At 39.7% G+C, this 15412-nt stretch carries 15 protein-coding genes; 8 read left to right on the forward strand and 7 right to left on the reverse strand.

Translation table 11 applies throughout. The annotated features are described in order from the left end of the window. Positions 1-7 precede the first annotated feature (7 nt). On the forward strand, positions 8-1336 hold the full coding sequence (locus ACULLH_RS03455) for a gliding motility-associated protein GldE (RefSeq protein ID WP_454087329.1): 1329 nt from the start codon (positions 8-10) through the stop codon (positions 1334-1336). After that, complete coding sequence (gene gldD, locus ACULLH_RS03460) at positions 1326-1880, forward strand: gliding motility lipoprotein GldD (protein WP_454087330.1); 555 nt, start codon at positions 1326-1328, stop codon at positions 1878-1880. The genes ACULLH_RS03455 and gldD overlap by 11 nt, the downstream gene beginning before the upstream one ends. Before the next feature lie 5 nt (positions 1881-1885). Here gldD and ACULLH_RS03465 read toward each other — a convergent pair whose 3' ends face one another. The 6 genes from ACULLH_RS03465 to ACULLH_RS03490 all read right to left on the reverse strand — a co-directional run bounded on the left by ACULLH_RS03465 (position 1886) and on the right by ACULLH_RS03490 (position 8039). Further along, positions 1886-2311, reverse strand: coding sequence for a hypothetical protein (locus ACULLH_RS03465; protein ID WP_454087331.1), 426 nt, complete (start codon positions 2309-2311; stop codon positions 1886-1888). Continuing rightward, complete coding sequence (locus ACULLH_RS03470) at positions 2308-3045, reverse strand: PepSY domain-containing protein (protein WP_454087332.1); 738 nt, start codon at positions 3043-3045, stop codon at positions 2308-2310. The genes ACULLH_RS03465 and ACULLH_RS03470 overlap by 4 nt, the downstream gene beginning before the upstream one ends. A 49-nt stretch (positions 3046-3094) precedes the next feature. Beyond that, on the reverse strand, positions 3095-4114 hold the full coding sequence (locus tag ACULLH_RS03475) for a transporter (protein ID WP_454087333.1): 1020 nt from the start codon (positions 4112-4114) through the stop codon (positions 3095-3097). 74 nt (positions 4115-4188) lie between these two features. After that, positions 4189-4563 (reverse strand): hypothetical protein, encoded by a 375-nt coding sequence (locus ACULLH_RS03480; RefSeq protein ID WP_454087334.1) that lies wholly within the window; start codon positions 4561-4563, stop codon positions 4189-4191. Between the two features lie 79 nt (positions 4564-4642). Further along, a complete protein-coding gene (locus tag ACULLH_RS03485; protein WP_454087335.1) occupies positions 4643-6715 on the reverse strand; it encodes a M16 family metallopeptidase in 2073 nt (690 codons plus the stop codon). Position 6716: 1 nt separating this feature from the next. After that, positions 6717-8039, reverse strand: a complete 1323-nt coding sequence (locus tag ACULLH_RS03490; RefSeq protein ID WP_454087336.1) for a M16 family metallopeptidase — start codon at positions 8037-8039, stop codon at positions 6717-6719. A gap of 181 nt (positions 8040-8220) precedes the next feature. On the opposite strand from ACULLH_RS03490, the gene ACULLH_RS03495 reads away from it, so the two are divergent. The 5 genes from ACULLH_RS03495 to ACULLH_RS03515 all read left to right on the forward strand — a co-directional run bounded on the left by ACULLH_RS03495 (position 8221) and on the right by ACULLH_RS03515 (position 13696). After that, positions 8221-8667 carry a DUF4199 domain-containing protein gene (locus ACULLH_RS03495; RefSeq protein ID WP_454087337.1) on the forward strand — a complete coding sequence of 149 codons (447 nt, stop codon included), beginning with the start codon at positions 8221-8223 and terminating at the stop codon, positions 8665-8667. Positions 8668-8771: 104 nt separating this feature from the next. Further along, positions 8772-9323, forward strand: a complete 552-nt coding sequence (gene rplU, locus ACULLH_RS03500; RefSeq protein WP_454087338.1) for a 50S ribosomal protein L21 — start codon at positions 8772-8774, stop codon at positions 9321-9323. Positions 9324-9345: 22 nt separating this feature from the next. Further along, positions 9346-9606 (forward strand): 50S ribosomal protein L27, encoded by a 261-nt coding sequence (gene rpmA, locus ACULLH_RS03505; protein ID WP_207096296.1) that lies wholly within the window; start codon positions 9346-9348, stop codon positions 9604-9606. Positions 9607-9790: 184 nt separating this feature from the next. Continuing rightward, positions 9791-12601 carry a TonB-dependent receptor gene (locus ACULLH_RS03510; RefSeq protein ID WP_454087339.1) on the forward strand — a complete coding sequence of 937 codons (2811 nt, stop codon included), beginning with the start codon at positions 9791-9793 and terminating at the stop codon, positions 12599-12601. Positions 12602-12664: 63 nt separating this feature from the next. Next, positions 12665-13696 carry a phytase gene (locus ACULLH_RS03515; RefSeq protein ID WP_454087340.1) on the forward strand — a complete coding sequence of 344 codons (1032 nt, stop codon included), beginning with the start codon at positions 12665-12667 and terminating at the stop codon, positions 13694-13696. Here ACULLH_RS03515 and ACULLH_RS03520 read toward each other — a convergent pair. Beyond that, complete coding sequence (locus ACULLH_RS03520) at positions 13693-13833, reverse strand: hypothetical protein (RefSeq protein ID WP_454087341.1); 141 nt, start codon at positions 13831-13833, stop codon at positions 13693-13695. The two genes, ACULLH_RS03515 and ACULLH_RS03520, sit on opposite strands and share 4 nt — an antisense overlap. A gap of 179 nt (positions 13834-14012) precedes the next feature. On the opposite strand from ACULLH_RS03520, the gene ACULLH_RS03525 reads away from it, so the two are divergent. Next, a complete protein-coding gene (locus ACULLH_RS03525; RefSeq protein WP_454087342.1) occupies positions 14013-15365 on the forward strand; it encodes a hypothetical protein in 1353 nt (450 codons plus the stop codon). Positions 15366-15412 lie beyond the last annotated feature (47 nt).

The following is a 15412-nucleotide window of genomic DNA, read 5'->3' on the forward strand; positions in this document are numbered from 1 at the left end:
TACGAATTTGGATCCCGAGCCCTATTGTTTGGCATTTTTCCTGACCACTTTCAGCGGTATATTCACGATAAAAGTGATTGTACTTTTACTTCTTTTGGTTTGTTCCGCGTTAATTTCCGGAGCTGAGGTAGCCTTGTTTGGACTTTCCCAAACCGATTTGAACGAAATCGAGGAAAAAGACTCCCCCAGGGGAAGGCTGATCGTTCAATTGCTCAACAAGCCTAAAAAACTGCTGGCGACCATACTTATTGCCAACAATGCCATCAATATTGGAATAGTTTTATTGTTCAGTTCCATTGGTAACACTATTTTTTATGAGGTTGACCAAACCTTGTTCGGAGTTGTTTCCGTCAGGTTTCTTTTGGAAGTAATTGTGGCTACCTTCCTAATTCTAATGTTCGGGGAAATCCTTCCAAAGATTTATGCCAATCGAAACAAGGTTCAATTCTCTCATTTCATGTCCATTCCGCTAAAGTTGTTGAGCTTTGTGTTCACTCCTTTTAGTTCGCCCATGAGCAAAGCAACTGGATACCTTCAAGAGAAATTGGGAAGGCAAAAATCCAATTTGAGCGTAGATCACCTATCTCAGGCATTGGAACTGGCCTCTGAAGGCGATACCACCAAAGAGGAACAAAAGATCTTAGAGGGAATTGTCTCGTTCGGTAATACGGACACCAAACAAGTTATGCGTCCGCGTATCGACATCTTTGCGCTAGACGAAGAAATGAAGTTTCCTGAGGTATTGGAGGATATTAAGAAAAATGGGTACTCCCGTATTCCGGTTTTTTCTGAGAATATGGACAATGTACTGGGCGTTTTATATGTAAAGGATTTGCTTCCCTATATCGACCGAAAGAGTTTTAATTGGATGTCTCTGATTCGGGAACCGTACTTTGTTCCGGAGAACAAAAAATTGGATGACCTGCTTTTGGAGTTTCAGGACAAAAAGAACCATTTGGCGGTAGTTGTGGATGAATATGGAGGAACTTCAGGAATTGTGACCTTGGAGGATATCATTGAGGAGATAGTGGGTGATATCAGTGATGAATTTGATGATGAAGACCTTATTTTTTCCAAATTGGACGACTATAATTATGTTTTTGATGGAAAAACCACGTTGAAGGATTTTTATAGGGTGGTAAAGATTGAGGATGAGGAAGAATTTGAAAACCAAAAAGGCGAGTCCGAGACCATTGCCGGTTTTGTACTGGAGATTTCGGGGAGTTTTCCCAAACGTGGTGAAAAAATATTGTTCAAAAACTATCAATTTGTAGTGGAAAGCCTTGATAAGAAAAGGCTAAAACGCATAAAAGTCACTTTACCCCATGAAGCATAAGTTTGCTGTATTCTTGATCTTCCCCCTTCTTCTTACAGGCTGTAAAGATGAAGTATTGCCAAAGCCCAACGCCATGTTGAGGCTTGATTATCCTGAGGCCAAGTACTCGGAAATCAATGAGGATTGTGCCTATTCGTTTCAAATCAATACACTGTCGAAAGTAAAGGAAAACAAGGATTGCTCCTTGGTTTTGGACTATCCAATGATGAAGGGCTCCGTTTTTATCACTTATAAAAAAGTGGATGGCAATATCCGGGAACTGCTAATAGACGCACAAAAATTGACCTATGAGCATGTTGTTAAGGCAGACGGAATTTCGCCCAAAGAATATATCAATACGGATGAAAATGTCTACGGAATGTTCTACGAAGTCAGTGGAAATGCAGCTTCACAATCCCAGTTTTACGTTACGGATAGCACGAACCACTTTGTGACCGGTTCGCTGTACTTTTACGCCAAACCAAATTTTGATTCCATATTACCTGCGGCGGCCTATCTTCAAAATGACATCCGTAGGATTATGGAAACCTTGCGTTGGAAATAACTCTGCTACTCCTTACCTAAAAGCGCTTCTGCTTTTGCAATGCTTGAGTTGATCTGTTGTTGAAGCTCTTTGACTTTGACCTCTTCCTCGTCCAACCATAATTGCTTTTGCTCCGTTAATGCTTTTCCATCCAATATCTCTTCGGGATCAAAGCGATCACCAAAGTTTTTCATCCAATCCATCATAGCGTTATTGGCATCTTGAAGATCTTTCATGGCACTGGAATACTTTTGGCCCACCTCGGTGGTGTCCACTTTAGGCTTCAATTCGCCCACAAGCCTTCCTAGTTTTCCCATTTTGGGCATTACCTCGTCATGGATGGCCATAACTTGTTCCATTTGAGAAGGACCTTCTTCTATCTTCTTTTTTTCCTTGCAGGAGTAAGAAAGAAATAAAACAAGAGTGACTATTATTGATAGTATTTTTTTCATTTTGATAGTTTTTTGCTGAAAATTCTTGATGTAAAAATATACAAACTAAAACCTGAAAGAATGGTAAACAACCCAAAAAGTGCAAAAGCCCTTAGTAATAGGTTATTGAAGTTGTCCCTGCCCTCATAATCCATGGTGTGCAGCATCCAAAGAAAATCAAAAGCGCGCCATTGGTTACTTCTGAAAGTTTGGATGTTGCCATAATTTTCAGAAACATAAATGGTTGTATTTGCAGGTTGGGCAAAAGTAATAGCGTAGGCAGGTAGCGGACGACCTCGATATTCATGATGATTGCCTGCTTTTTGAAGATATTCCACCTCAGTAATCACGGCGGTAACGTTCAATCCATCCATTGCGACCAGCATGGCTTCTTTTTCGGATAAGGGTGGTCTTTTTAAGCCAGTTATAGCATCAAATAATAAGGAATTATTACCAGTTTTTGATGTATGGATTATACGATAGGTAGGTTGATTTAATACGTTTATCAGCTCTATCGAAACAATGCTATCTTTCGAAATGGCCTCGGATTTTATAAATGAGGATGGAGACACCAAATCTTGTGACGGCATAGGAATCGATTTTACATTTTTTAAATGATCACCTCGAATTTCATCAATATTGGTCCAGCTAAAGTAGAGCCCTCCAACTGTCCATAATAAAAATTGGATACCTAAGAGGACACCCAAATAACGATGCCATTTTCGATTGCGTTGGATCCATTGTCTTTTGGTCATAACAAGCTGATTTTATCCCGGGCAACAAAGTAGTCGCCCGGGATTATGATTAAAATGAATACTGTGTTCCTAATGTAATGGTTTCCTTGCTCTTTAGCTGAATTCCATTCAGATCCTGCAGTAAAGGCGAAGCAAACTCAAATCCAAATCTTAAGTTTTTCAAAGCTCCTTTTGAGGCATAGATATTGAATCCAACACCTCCATTGAGAAAAGTGCCTCCTGAATTATTCGTGTCAGCGGTAATGACCATCATCGGATTAAGGTTGGGGTCGGCCCCTTCAAGTTCTCCAACAACAAGTCCTTCAAGCCTTGCTGAAAAACTGATCCAATCTGCAGCCTTTATGGCAAACCAATTGTTCAGACTATACCGATTTCCGTACCGAAAGTCTCTATCGTTTTCTCCAAAACGAAAAACCCCTCGAATTTGACTTCCCCAGGAAACGGACTCACTTTGCCCTAGGTAGGTAAGTGCCAAAATGGGATCAAAAGAGCCACTTCCGACCTGCATCGGATAGGGTAGTTCGGTTTCATTGGGAGCGGAGGCCGGTGTTACATCACTTTCGGTTACACTTCCTGTGGGAATGGAAAATCCGATTTGTCCATGAAGACTTTGTTGATTTTTATTAAAGAATCTGTACAGCATAGATAATTTAATATCTCCCAGCCCGCTTGATTCCGTGGTGAAATTTCCTCCCATTCGCGTAAGATGGTCCATTTCCATGGAAAGATAATTGAACATTACCATAAGGGTAACCTTGTCGCTCGGCGCGAACATAGCTCCCAACATATGCATATTCATGGGCATGGAAGTGGGAGTGACCATATAATTTGCCAAGGCATCCTCAAAAGCAGCGTCATCGTTTCCTTGTTTTAAATCTTCCATATTCATATACATGTACCTGTAAGAGAACATCCATTCGCCCTTACCATGCATATGATCGCCCATTACGGAAATTGGAGCGTGTCCATCAGGTCTTCCAGCAGACCATTTTGATGTATTGTCATTGGTTTCTTGTGCACATAGTGCAAGAGTGGCCAAACAAAGAATGGCCGATATATATATTTTCATCGGGTTTAATTATTTAAAGGTTAGGGTAACCTTTCAATTGCGAAGGTCACCTCAAAAAAATAGGTGTGCGGAGATTAAATAAGGGTATTCGGTGGATGAAAGCTGGAAGTGAAAAATAGAAAGGAATAGGAGTTGCAATAATTGAAATCATGGTTGGATTCAATTTGCGATTGTTCCTCTGTGAAGTTATCCATCAATTCAACAAAACCTATGGGATATTCTTCCAAAGCAATTTTGGGAAGGTTTTGTTTTTTTTGTTCATTTTGTTCGGAAAGACGCTGCATTAAATAGCATTTTCCTTTACACTGCAGTTCTATATTTTCTTTGTTGATACAGAGAAATTCTGCAATATAATCCTCATATATGATGTATTCTGCAAGAGGTATAACGGGCCTAACCATGGCCAGAAGGTAGAGGAAGACAAAACCGTATGCAGCAAATCGTTTCAAAAAACTCCTGATTTCGACTGCAAAAATAAAAAGGCTTTCCTTACGAAAAGCCTTTACATAAGTTTATTTTGATAATATTTTATTCAAAATCTGCAGGACCCACTCCTTCGTTGACCTTGATTTCCTTGACCAAAAATTCAAAGCTCTGCGGTCCCATGGTCTGGGTGAGTTTAAACGGAAATTTGATGCCCGATACTTCTTGATAGTCATCGAGGGCAACAGTATTGTTCATTTGCTGGCCCTGCACCTCCTCAACACTTACTTCCTGAAGCTTTAATCCAGTTTCAGTATCATAAAATGCAGACTTCTTATCGGTAATTTTTAGCTTATAAGCCTTTTTATCCCCAACTGCTTCAACACCTTCCAAAGTGATGTTTCCGGCGGCTAGATAATTAAGTTCTGGGAAAGCGGCAGATTCCTCCTTAATGCGCTCAATTTCCTCTTCAGAAAGGTCTTTGCGCTGTCCTTGGGCAATCATATAACCTTTGTCGCCATCCAAAACCTGCTTTTGCATGGAATTCCCCATCACCTTTACATCTTGCATAAATTGATCCTTGGTGGTTTTTTTCAACTCAAGTTCAAGCTTCATTCCCTGCATTTCAGCCTCAGCGGTCATGGCATAGGATTCTACTCCTTCCAATTTTTCTTGACCCCCAACTGCTGCGATATATTTCTGCAGAATGGATGCTACTGTTATTCCATCCGGTATTGCAGCATCATAATTTGGCTTTTCTGTTTTGCCGGCATGCTTGTCATAAAACAGCACAGGAACTTTTTTATCATTAAAATTGACTTTTTCCAGATTTTCCAATACTTCACTTCCTTTTCCTGTTACCACAATTCTGGCATTTTTGGTGGAAAAGTATTTTTGTGCCGCCTTTTGGACATCTTCTGCGGTTACCGCTTCAATGCGTTCCAAGTACGTTTTATAGAAGTCCTTAGAAAGTCCTTCGGTTTCAATATTAAGCGCATAATTGGCTATAGTCGACGGATTTTCAAGGGCCATAACAAAGTTTCCAGCGTATTTGGCCTTAGCATTGGTCAACTCTTCCTCCGTCACTGGTTCAGAAATCATTTTGTCTATCTCACTCAAAATTTCAACCACAGAACTGTCAGTAACCATGTTTCGGACTTGAGCCGAGGCACTGAAGCGCATAGGGCTGTATTTGTTGTCGCGAATTCCTGAATAAGCCCCATAGGTGTAACCTTTGTCTTCCCTCAAGTTTTTGAACAAGCGAGCCTGTGAACCACCGCCCAATATTCGATTGGCCAAAAGTGCGTCCAAATAATCTTCATCTTTCATTTTAAGATGGGTGATGTTCTGAACTACCACTTCCGATTGCACCGCATTGGGAACATCAACAAAGTTGATTTGCGCATACTGCGCATCGGTTGGTTGGGAATAACTAAAAGAAGGAGGAACCGCTTTGGACCAAGGAGTGAAATGTGTCGTCACCAATTCCTGGGCACTTTCGAAATCCACATCACCAATAATCACCAAATAAGCATTCGCCGGTACAAAGTAATCCCGGTAATGTTTCTCAACATCCGCAAGGGTTACATTATTTACAGTTTCTTCGGAAGTAATTTCTCCAAAAGGGTGATTTTTTCCGTAAGCCAAGGCCAATTGAACACGGGTTGCTATGGCAGAAACATCTTTTTCCTGTGATTTGATACCAGTGATTATTCGATCCTTTTCCTTATCAAATTCTTCTTGGGTAAAATTTGGATTTAGGGCAGCATCTGCCATTAACTCCAGAATTCTAGGGAAATATTTGGAAAGACAACTGGCTGAAGCACTTTGGTCGGAAAAACTAATGTTTGCTCCCAAAAAATCGACCTCTTCGTTAAAGTCATCTTTCGAAATGGATTTTGACCCCTTACCCAATAAGGTTGATGTCAAGTCTGAAACCCCGGCTTTATCGCCCTGCAAAATTGGCGGATTATCAATGGTGAGTGTCATGGAAACCCTAGGCAATTTATGGTTCTCAACTACCATAACCTTGAGTCCATTGTTTAGCTCAAATCGTTGAGGCTCTTGAAGATTGATTTCTGGGGCTGGACCCGATTTGGGTTGTTTGCTTCTATCTATTTGTGCTTGCGAGACTGCCATAAAAAGCGACAGTACGGAAAAAACAATATACTTTTTCATCTTAATTAGCTTCTTTTTGTTCTGGTAAATATTCTAACTCCACTCTTTGGTTCACCTTCAAGTATTTTTTGGCCACTTCCCTTATCTCCTCTCGCGTTATAGAGCGATATATGTCGATTTGGGTATTGATGAGGTTGGTATCACCCCGTAACATATAATTGTCAGCAAGGGAATTTGCGATTCCTGCAATACTGCTATTGGCATTCACATAGTTGTTCTCAAACTTGTTTTGAAGCTTTTGGTAATCCTTTTCGGAGATGAGATCGGTCTGTATTTTCAAAATTTCAGCATCGATTTCATTTTTAATATCCTGAATTGAATTTTCTCCAACAGGAAGGCCTCCAACAACGTAGGAACTATAATCTTCCGCACTGATCGGTACTGAAAATATCTGAAGCGCTATTTTTTTCTCGTCGACCAGTTTTTTGTACAATTTGGAACTTTCTCCGTCACTGAGGTATGTAGAGATCATATCGATTACATACGCATCTCTTTCAGCTTGCCCTGGCGTTCGATAGGCCAATAAAATGGCGGGAATTTGGATATTGGGATCGTAATATTTGGCTTGTACCGTGTTAACAATCGGATCCTCGACCACTTGGTTTCTTTGTATTTCGGCCCCACGATGAATTGGTCCAAAATAATCTGAGATCATCTTTTTTGTTTTAGGGACATCAATATCCCCGGCAACAACCAAAACTGCATTGTTTGGAACGTAATAGGTTTTGTTGAAGTGCTTAAAATCGTCAAGCGTGGCACTCGCCAAATGGTCCAAAGAGCCAATAACACCCCATCTATATGGATGTTTTTTATAAAGATTTTTCAAAAGCACCTCAAAGAAAGCACCGTATGGAGAATTATCCACCCGAAGTCTTCGTTCTTCTTGAACGACTTCCTTTTGGGTGTTGACCCCGACTTGACCAATGATGGGATGTAGCAATCGCTCCGATTCCAACCAAAGTCCGACCTCCAAACTGTTCGATGGGAATGTTTCATAGTAATACGTTCTGTCCAAAAAAGTATTTGCGTTTCCGCTACCACCATTGGAGGCCACAATTTTATCCCATTCACCGCGCTCAATATTTTTGGTGCCCTCGAACAAAAGATGTTCAAAAAAGTGGGCAAAACCTGTCTTTTGTGGGTCTTCGTCCTTTGAACCCACATGGTACATCACGGCAGTGGTAACAACAGGGGCACCATTGTCCTGATGCAAAATAACATGGAGACCGTTGTCCAGTTTGTACTCTTCAAAGGCAACTTCTTGGGCATGGATAAAACAGCCTGTTGCCATTATGAAAAGCACTGATAGTAGAAATCTTTTCATGATCATATGTTTTGTAATGATTTAATAAATAGGATTAGTATACATTTTTTGAATGATGTTACACGAAATATACGTGAAAATTTAGAAGATCTGCACATCATACGGTAAGTCTTTAACAAGAATTTGTAGCATAATTCGTCAACATTCAGTAAATTAAACAATCATCCAAAATTTTAGCGAAATGAAAAACTTGTCTCTACCTATCCGTTTTGGTATTGTTACCAGTGCTATTCTTATGGCTTATTTTTTGATTCTTGCACTGATGGGAAAGCATACCAATGTTTTTTATAGTTTGTTCAATGGTGTCATTACCGGTTTTGGAATTTATGAGACCATTAAATACACCAAGTTGCGGATGGGAAAGGAATTTGATTATGGTAAAGGGTTCATGGCAGGCATTACCACAGGATTTGTGGCCACCCTTTTATTTACCATATTCTTCGCTTTTTATTCCACGGAACTCGATTCGGGCTTCTTGGATGAACTTTCGGAGGTTTGGGCCAAGAACTACAGTAATTTTCAGGGGATCGTCTTCTTTACAGTTGCCATTATGGGGTTTGCCACAACCTTGGTTTTGACACTGTCTTTTATGCAACTCTTCAAGACCTCGAACAATCTAAAAAAATAATACCTTTAAATGCGTTGATTGTGCTTGTACATTAAGGAATTAGCAGTATATTTGCACCCGCTAATTTTGATAAAGCGAAATATATTAAATCTAATTAACGCATTATGTACGCAATTGTAGAGATGGCAGGGCAGCAATTTAAAGTTGCGAAAGACCAGAAGGTGTACGTTCATCGTTTGCAGACGGAAGAAGGTAAAAAAGTCACTTTTGACAAGGTTCTTCTTTTGGATGACGGTGGTAACGTAACTGTTGGCGCCCCAGTCATAGAAGGTGCGGCTGTTGAAGCCAAAGTTGTAAAACACCTTAAAGGAGATAAGGTAATCGTCTTCAAAAAGAAAAGACGTAAAGGTTACAGGGTTAAAAATGGTCATAGACAACATTTGACTGAGATCGTTGTTGAAGGTATTGTAGCCAAAGGAGCCAAAAAAGCAGCTCCTGCAAAACCAAAAGCCAAAGCTGAGAAACCAGCAACTGAAGCTAAAAAGGCAGCGCCAGCGAAAAAAGAAGCTCCAAAGAAAGCGGCTCCAAAAAAGGCAGCAGCTGAAGATTTGAGCGGAAAGACTGTAGCTGAATTGAAAGAAATGGCAAAAGCTAAAGGAATCTCAGGGATTTCTTCAATGAAGAAAGCTGAGCTTATTGAAGCTTTACAAAAATAAAACGAACTAAAATTTAGATATCATGGCACATAAGAAAGGTGTAGGTAGTTCAAAAAACGGTAGAGAATCAGAATCGAAACGCCTTGGCGTTAAGATTTTTGGTGGACAAGCTGCTGTTGCTGGAAACATCATTGTTAGACAGCGTGGCACAAAGCACAATCCTGGAGAAAACGTTTACGCAGGAAAAGACCATACATTGCATGCCAAAGTTGATGGTATTGTAAAGTTTGAAAAGAAAGCAGGAGGAAAATCATTTGTTTCCATTGAGCCTTTTCAAGCTTAAGAAAAAAATATTTCTTCAATATAAGAACCCTCACTGAAAAGTGGGGGTTTTTTGTTAGCTCAGCGTTAAGCTATTTTTAATTGCTTTGAAAATTACGCTTAATATGATTTTATCTTAAAAATGAGCTAACCCATTTTCATGGCCGTAATAATTTCTTTGTGGTACAATAACAACCACTTAAGAAATGAAAAAATATTTACAGCTTTTAATCTTATTTATTGCGCCATTATCCTTTTTTGCGCAGACCGGGAATGTTCAAGGAACCATATCCGATGAAAATGGAATCTATGTTCCTGGAGCGAATGTTATGATTTCTGAATTGTCCAAAGGAGCAATTACAGATTTCGATGGAAAATTTACACTACTTAACATTCCTGAAGGAAGTCATACACTTAAGATATCCTATCTAGGGTATGCCACAATTGAACAAAGTGTCGAGGTTACTACCAATGGGACTTCAGTGGTCAATCTGACTATGAATCCGACCAATGTAGAACTACAGGAAGTACAGGTTTCCGCTTATGGACTCAGTGGTCAGGCAAAAGCCCTTAACACCCAAAAAACAAATCAAAACATTACCAATGTTGTTTCCACGGACCAGATTGGGAAATTTCCTGATGCGAATATTGGAGATGCGGTAAAACGGATTCCTGGTATTACCATGCAGGTGGATCAGGGAGAAGCTAGAAACGTAATTGTGCGTGGTCTTGCCCCACAATTGAATTCTGTTACATTGAATGGCAGTCGAATTCCATCAGCCGAGGGAGACAATAGAAACATTCAGATGGATTTGATTCCTTCCGACATGATTCAGACCATAGAGGTGAACAAGGCCATTACACCTGATATGGATGGAGATGCGCTTGGTGGATCTGTAAATCTTATCACTCGGTCATCACCACAAAGTTTTCGTCTCTCCACCACCTTGGGTTCGGGAGTGAGTTTTATCAATGACGAGCCTATTTACAACTTTGGATTTTTATTGGGAGATCGAACCAAGGATGGCAAATTTGGCTGGATGTTGGCAGCCTCTTACAATAATGTGGATTTTGGATCAGATAATGTGGAGGCCGAATGGGTCAACGAAGCGGAAAGTCCATTGACCGACGAGGATATCGAGGTAAATCCTTTTGTTGAGGAATCTGACATTAGAACGTATCTGGTTCAACGAATCCGAAGAAGCTTTTCTGCCAATATTGATTATTCATTTGATGCAAATAATACCGTCTTCCTAAAAACCATGTACAATTGGAGAGATGATCGTGAGAACAGATTTCGCTTAAGGTTCAGAAGCATTGAGCCTGTATTTGCCAATGGCACGGAGAGCGTTGTTGGTTACGAGGGGGAAATTCGCAGACAGACCAAAGGAGGGATTCCCGGAGGCCGTATAAAAAATACGAGACTGGAGGACCAGCGTATGCAAAACTATACTTTGGGTGGAAATCATTTATTCGGAAATCTTAAAGTGGATTGGATGGCTTCTTATGCCAAAGCCTCCGAAGAGCGACCAAACGAGCGCTATGCCGAATATGAAATTGGTGATGCCATTGGAATAAGTGCAGATTTGGGAAATCCACGTTATCCTTCATTTAGACCAACCAATGCCTCTGATGCGACATTGTCCAATTTTGAATTCAAGGAGTTTACGGAAGAAAATCAGTTTACAGAAGAAGAAGATTTCAATGCGTTTATGAACTTCCAATTACCCGCTGATATTTTTGGCGCGGGAGAAGGAACCATAAAATTTGGAGGTAGATTAAAATCAAAGAACAAGGTTAGGGACAACAACTTTTTTGAATCAGAACCTATTACTGGCTTTGAGACATTGGCAGATATACAGACCAGGGATTATACGAAAAGCGATTTCTTGGCGGGAAGTCAATATGCAGCGGGTCAATTTGTAGATCCTGCTTTTTTGGGAACACTTGACTTCTCAAATGCTGCAAGTTTTGACACAAGTGCCGTTGAAGATGAGTTTTTGGCAGGGAACTTTGACGTGGACGAAAAAGTCTATGCAGGCTATGTTATGGCCAATCAAAAATTATCTGAAAAATTGTCCGTGCTCGCAGGGATAAGAGTCGAAAACACAAAGATCAACAGTCTTGGAAATGAGGTCATCTTTGATGATGATGGAGATTTTGCAAGTTTCAACCAGATTCGTGACGAAAGCTCTTATACCAATGTGTTACCTGGCATTCATTTTAAATACGATCCTTCAAACAATACGGTTATACGTTTTGCTTGGACAAATACCATCGCAAGACCGAACTATGTGGATTTGGTTCCTTTCAGAAATGTGATCAATGAGGATGAAGAAGTGGAAACAGGGAATGCCGAGCTCGACCCTACAACTTCCATGAATTTTGATTTTGTTGCCGAGCATTATTTTGAATCCGTTGGGATTATTTCAGGAGGAATCTTTTACAAAGACATCCAAGACTTTATCTATACTTCATTGTCTGAAGACGCAACAACAGGATTTGATTTATTCCAACCTCTAAACGGTGATAATGCCTCTATTTTTGGAGCAGAAGTGGCGTTCCAAAGACAACTGGATTTCTTGCCCGGTTTTGCGAAAAACTTCAGCATTTACCTGAATTATACTTTGCTTACGTCTTCAACGGATGGTATTCGCAATGGTGACGAAACCAGGGAAGATGTAGATTTACCTGGAACAGCTCCAAATATGTTCAATGGTTCCTTGGGCTATGCCGATAAAAAATTCAGTTTGAGATTGTCGACCAATTTCTCCGATGCTTATATTGATGAATTGGGCGGCAATGCCTTTGAGGACAGATATTATGACAAACAGTTTTTTGTGGATTTGAATGCCTCTTTCACTATCAACAAAAACCTACGTCTTTATGCAGATTTGAACAATATCACCAATCAACCTCTGCGCTACTACCAAGGGGTTTCAAATCGCACACAACAGGTTGAGTTTTATGAAAAAAGGTTGACTTTTGGATTGAAATACGATTTGTTCAAAAAATAAGAACCATTAACCTACAGTCTTTAAAGCTGCCTTCGGGCAGCTTTTGTCGTAAAACGATATAGAATGATAAATACCAAAACCATATTGCTTTTATCCGCTATTGGATTCATCTCTTGTAATGGTAGAAGTACCTTGCCTCCTATACAACCCGACGTTGTAACGGAAACCACAATAAATGATACGGACGACCCCGCCATTTGGGTTAACCCTAACGATGTATCAAAAAGTATTGTTTTTGGAACGGACAAGGAAACCAACGGAGGTATCTACGCCTTTGATTTAGAAGGGAAAATTATCAAGGATAAATCCATTCTAAACATTAAAAGACCAAATAATGTCGATGTGGAATACGGATTTCAATTGAATGATTCTTTGTCTGTCGATATTTTGGTTTTTACCGAGCGGGAGAAACAGCAGATTCGAGTATTCTCCGTTCCCAATATGAAACCACTGGATGGCGGAGGTTTTCCGGTTTTTGAAGATGAAACCAACATGGAACAAAAGCTGCCGATGGGAATAAGTCTATACAAATCTCCTAAAGATTCATCGGTGTATGCCGTAGTTGGCAGAAAAACAGGTCCAGATGGGAGCTATTTGTACCAGTATAAGTTGAAATCGGATAGCACTGGGGTAAGTTCCCAGCTGGTTCGAAAATTTGGAGCATTTAGCGGGCAAAAAGAAATCGAGGCCATTGCAGTGGATGATGAAAAGGGATTGATTTATTACTCGGATGAAGGGGTTTGTATTAGAAAATACCATGCGGAACCCGAAAAGGGGGATAAGGAGATTTCCTGTTTTGGGGGAGAGCACTTTTTGGAGGATATCGAGGGAATCGCTATCGCCAACTTTCCCAACGGAGAAGGATTTATCATTGTTTCAGATCAGCAAAAAGGACAGTTCAATATTTTTTCCAGAAAGGACAATTCATTTATAAAAGCAGTGAACCTGACCACTTTGGAAACTGATGGCTGTGAGGTTGTGACCGTTCCATTGAATGAAACTTTTTCCAATGGACTTTTTGTTGCCATGAACGATCAGAAGAACTTTTTTTTCCATGATCTTGGAAAAGTTCTTCATGGACCTGTTGAAAATTAAAACCGAAGCTTTCGTTTTCGGGCAGAGATTTCCCAAGAAGCTATCTTTTGCCCTTTTTCGATGACAGAAACCTCATCATGCAGGTTAATGGTTGAAGCTATGAAATTGGTAATATTTGAATCCAATGGCAGCTTCAAGCCCTCAGGTATTTTGATTGTGTTTAATGCGTGGCACCAACCTATTTTTATAACTGGTTAACGCTATCCCTCCTTTGATAGCGTCTATTAGATTCTATTCTCGGTATTATTAAAATGACTATTATAGTTTGTAAGTGAATATTTTTTAATTGCATATATTTACTTACAAATTTGATAAAATGAAATTTTCCACTTTTTTATTTTCGTTATTAACAATCGCTTTTCTCGTACAATGCGAATCAAATCGTATAGAAACCATCGAGTATGAGAACTTGAATTCTGAACCAACCACTTTAGATATTCTAGAGAATGAATTCACTTTGAAAAATTTTAATCCAGCGAGTAATATAATTAAAGAAAGTCTAGAAGTTAGTTGGTCCGATTTTCAAGAATATGAAGTTGATGATAAATCATGGTACGAGTTTACTATTCGGCAAAAAGGAGTAGAAATCGTACATGATAGAATCTCTAGCGTTGCCTATTCATTGGTTGCCACTCTGGACGATGATAAATCACCTAATTATTGGATAGTACAAATGGATTCATATGGAGATGCCTTACATAAAAAATATATGGAATTGACATCCGAAAACTTCACTGGTGTTGTTCAAGTTTACAACCTCAAAGGAGAATTTGAAATTGTAAGATATTTTAGCAAAGGAAGTCCTAGTCCAGGATTGAAAAATCTTGAAAAATATAGTGAATCTAGAACATTAGACACACTTGAAATACCTGATTTCCAGTCTTATTGCGATTATAAGTCGGCAAATGACATTTGTTACTTAAATCCTGAGCAATGTGATCCAAGCGATCTTCCAACGGGCAGCTGTACCTCTGGTGGTAGCTACGAATGGGGTGTTGTTGGAGAATATGTAGTTGAGGTTTATATGGATAGAAATGCCAATGGGATTGGAGAACCAAGTGAGTTTGCATACAGATATGATGGGGGAGATAGAATGGGATGGGTTTGGGTACCTAGTTCAAGTTCATTTCCTTCACCTGGGGTAGTTGGCCTTGATTTAGGAGTTGTTGATGATGGCTCTGTTGGTTATGTTTCTGGGCAATGGTCTGGATTAAGTCCAATTTTGGATAAAGACTCTCCTCCTGATTGCGAAAGTTTTCATTTTGTTCAAACATCCTCAAATTGGCAACAAAGTGCGGTTGTAGGGATATATTTTAATATAGTTTTAGTAATGCATGAACCACCTTATCTGAGATATGACAAAACTGTTGTTTTAGATCAACCAGTTCTATTTGGCGCTCCCGTTTTGGACCGTTTTGGTAACGAGACGTCTCCGGGATTGATTGCCGAGGTTTCGGCAGGTGCATTACACGCCGCAATGAAGGAAACAGCGAATAAATATGGAGGTACTCAAACTAGCTACAGTGTTGTTCTTGCATATTTTAAACAAAGTATTGCAGATAATTATGCTTTATTCGTTCCAGGAGGTAGAGCCAATACAAACTCAACAACTAATTTAATACCTACAATATATAGACCTACTCCAATTGGATACGGTAGTTGTGATTAGTATTTTATAGAATAATTATTAAATATGTAAGATATTATGTTTTTGAG

The organism is Flagellimonas sp. 2504JD4-2, from assembly GCF_053642935.1.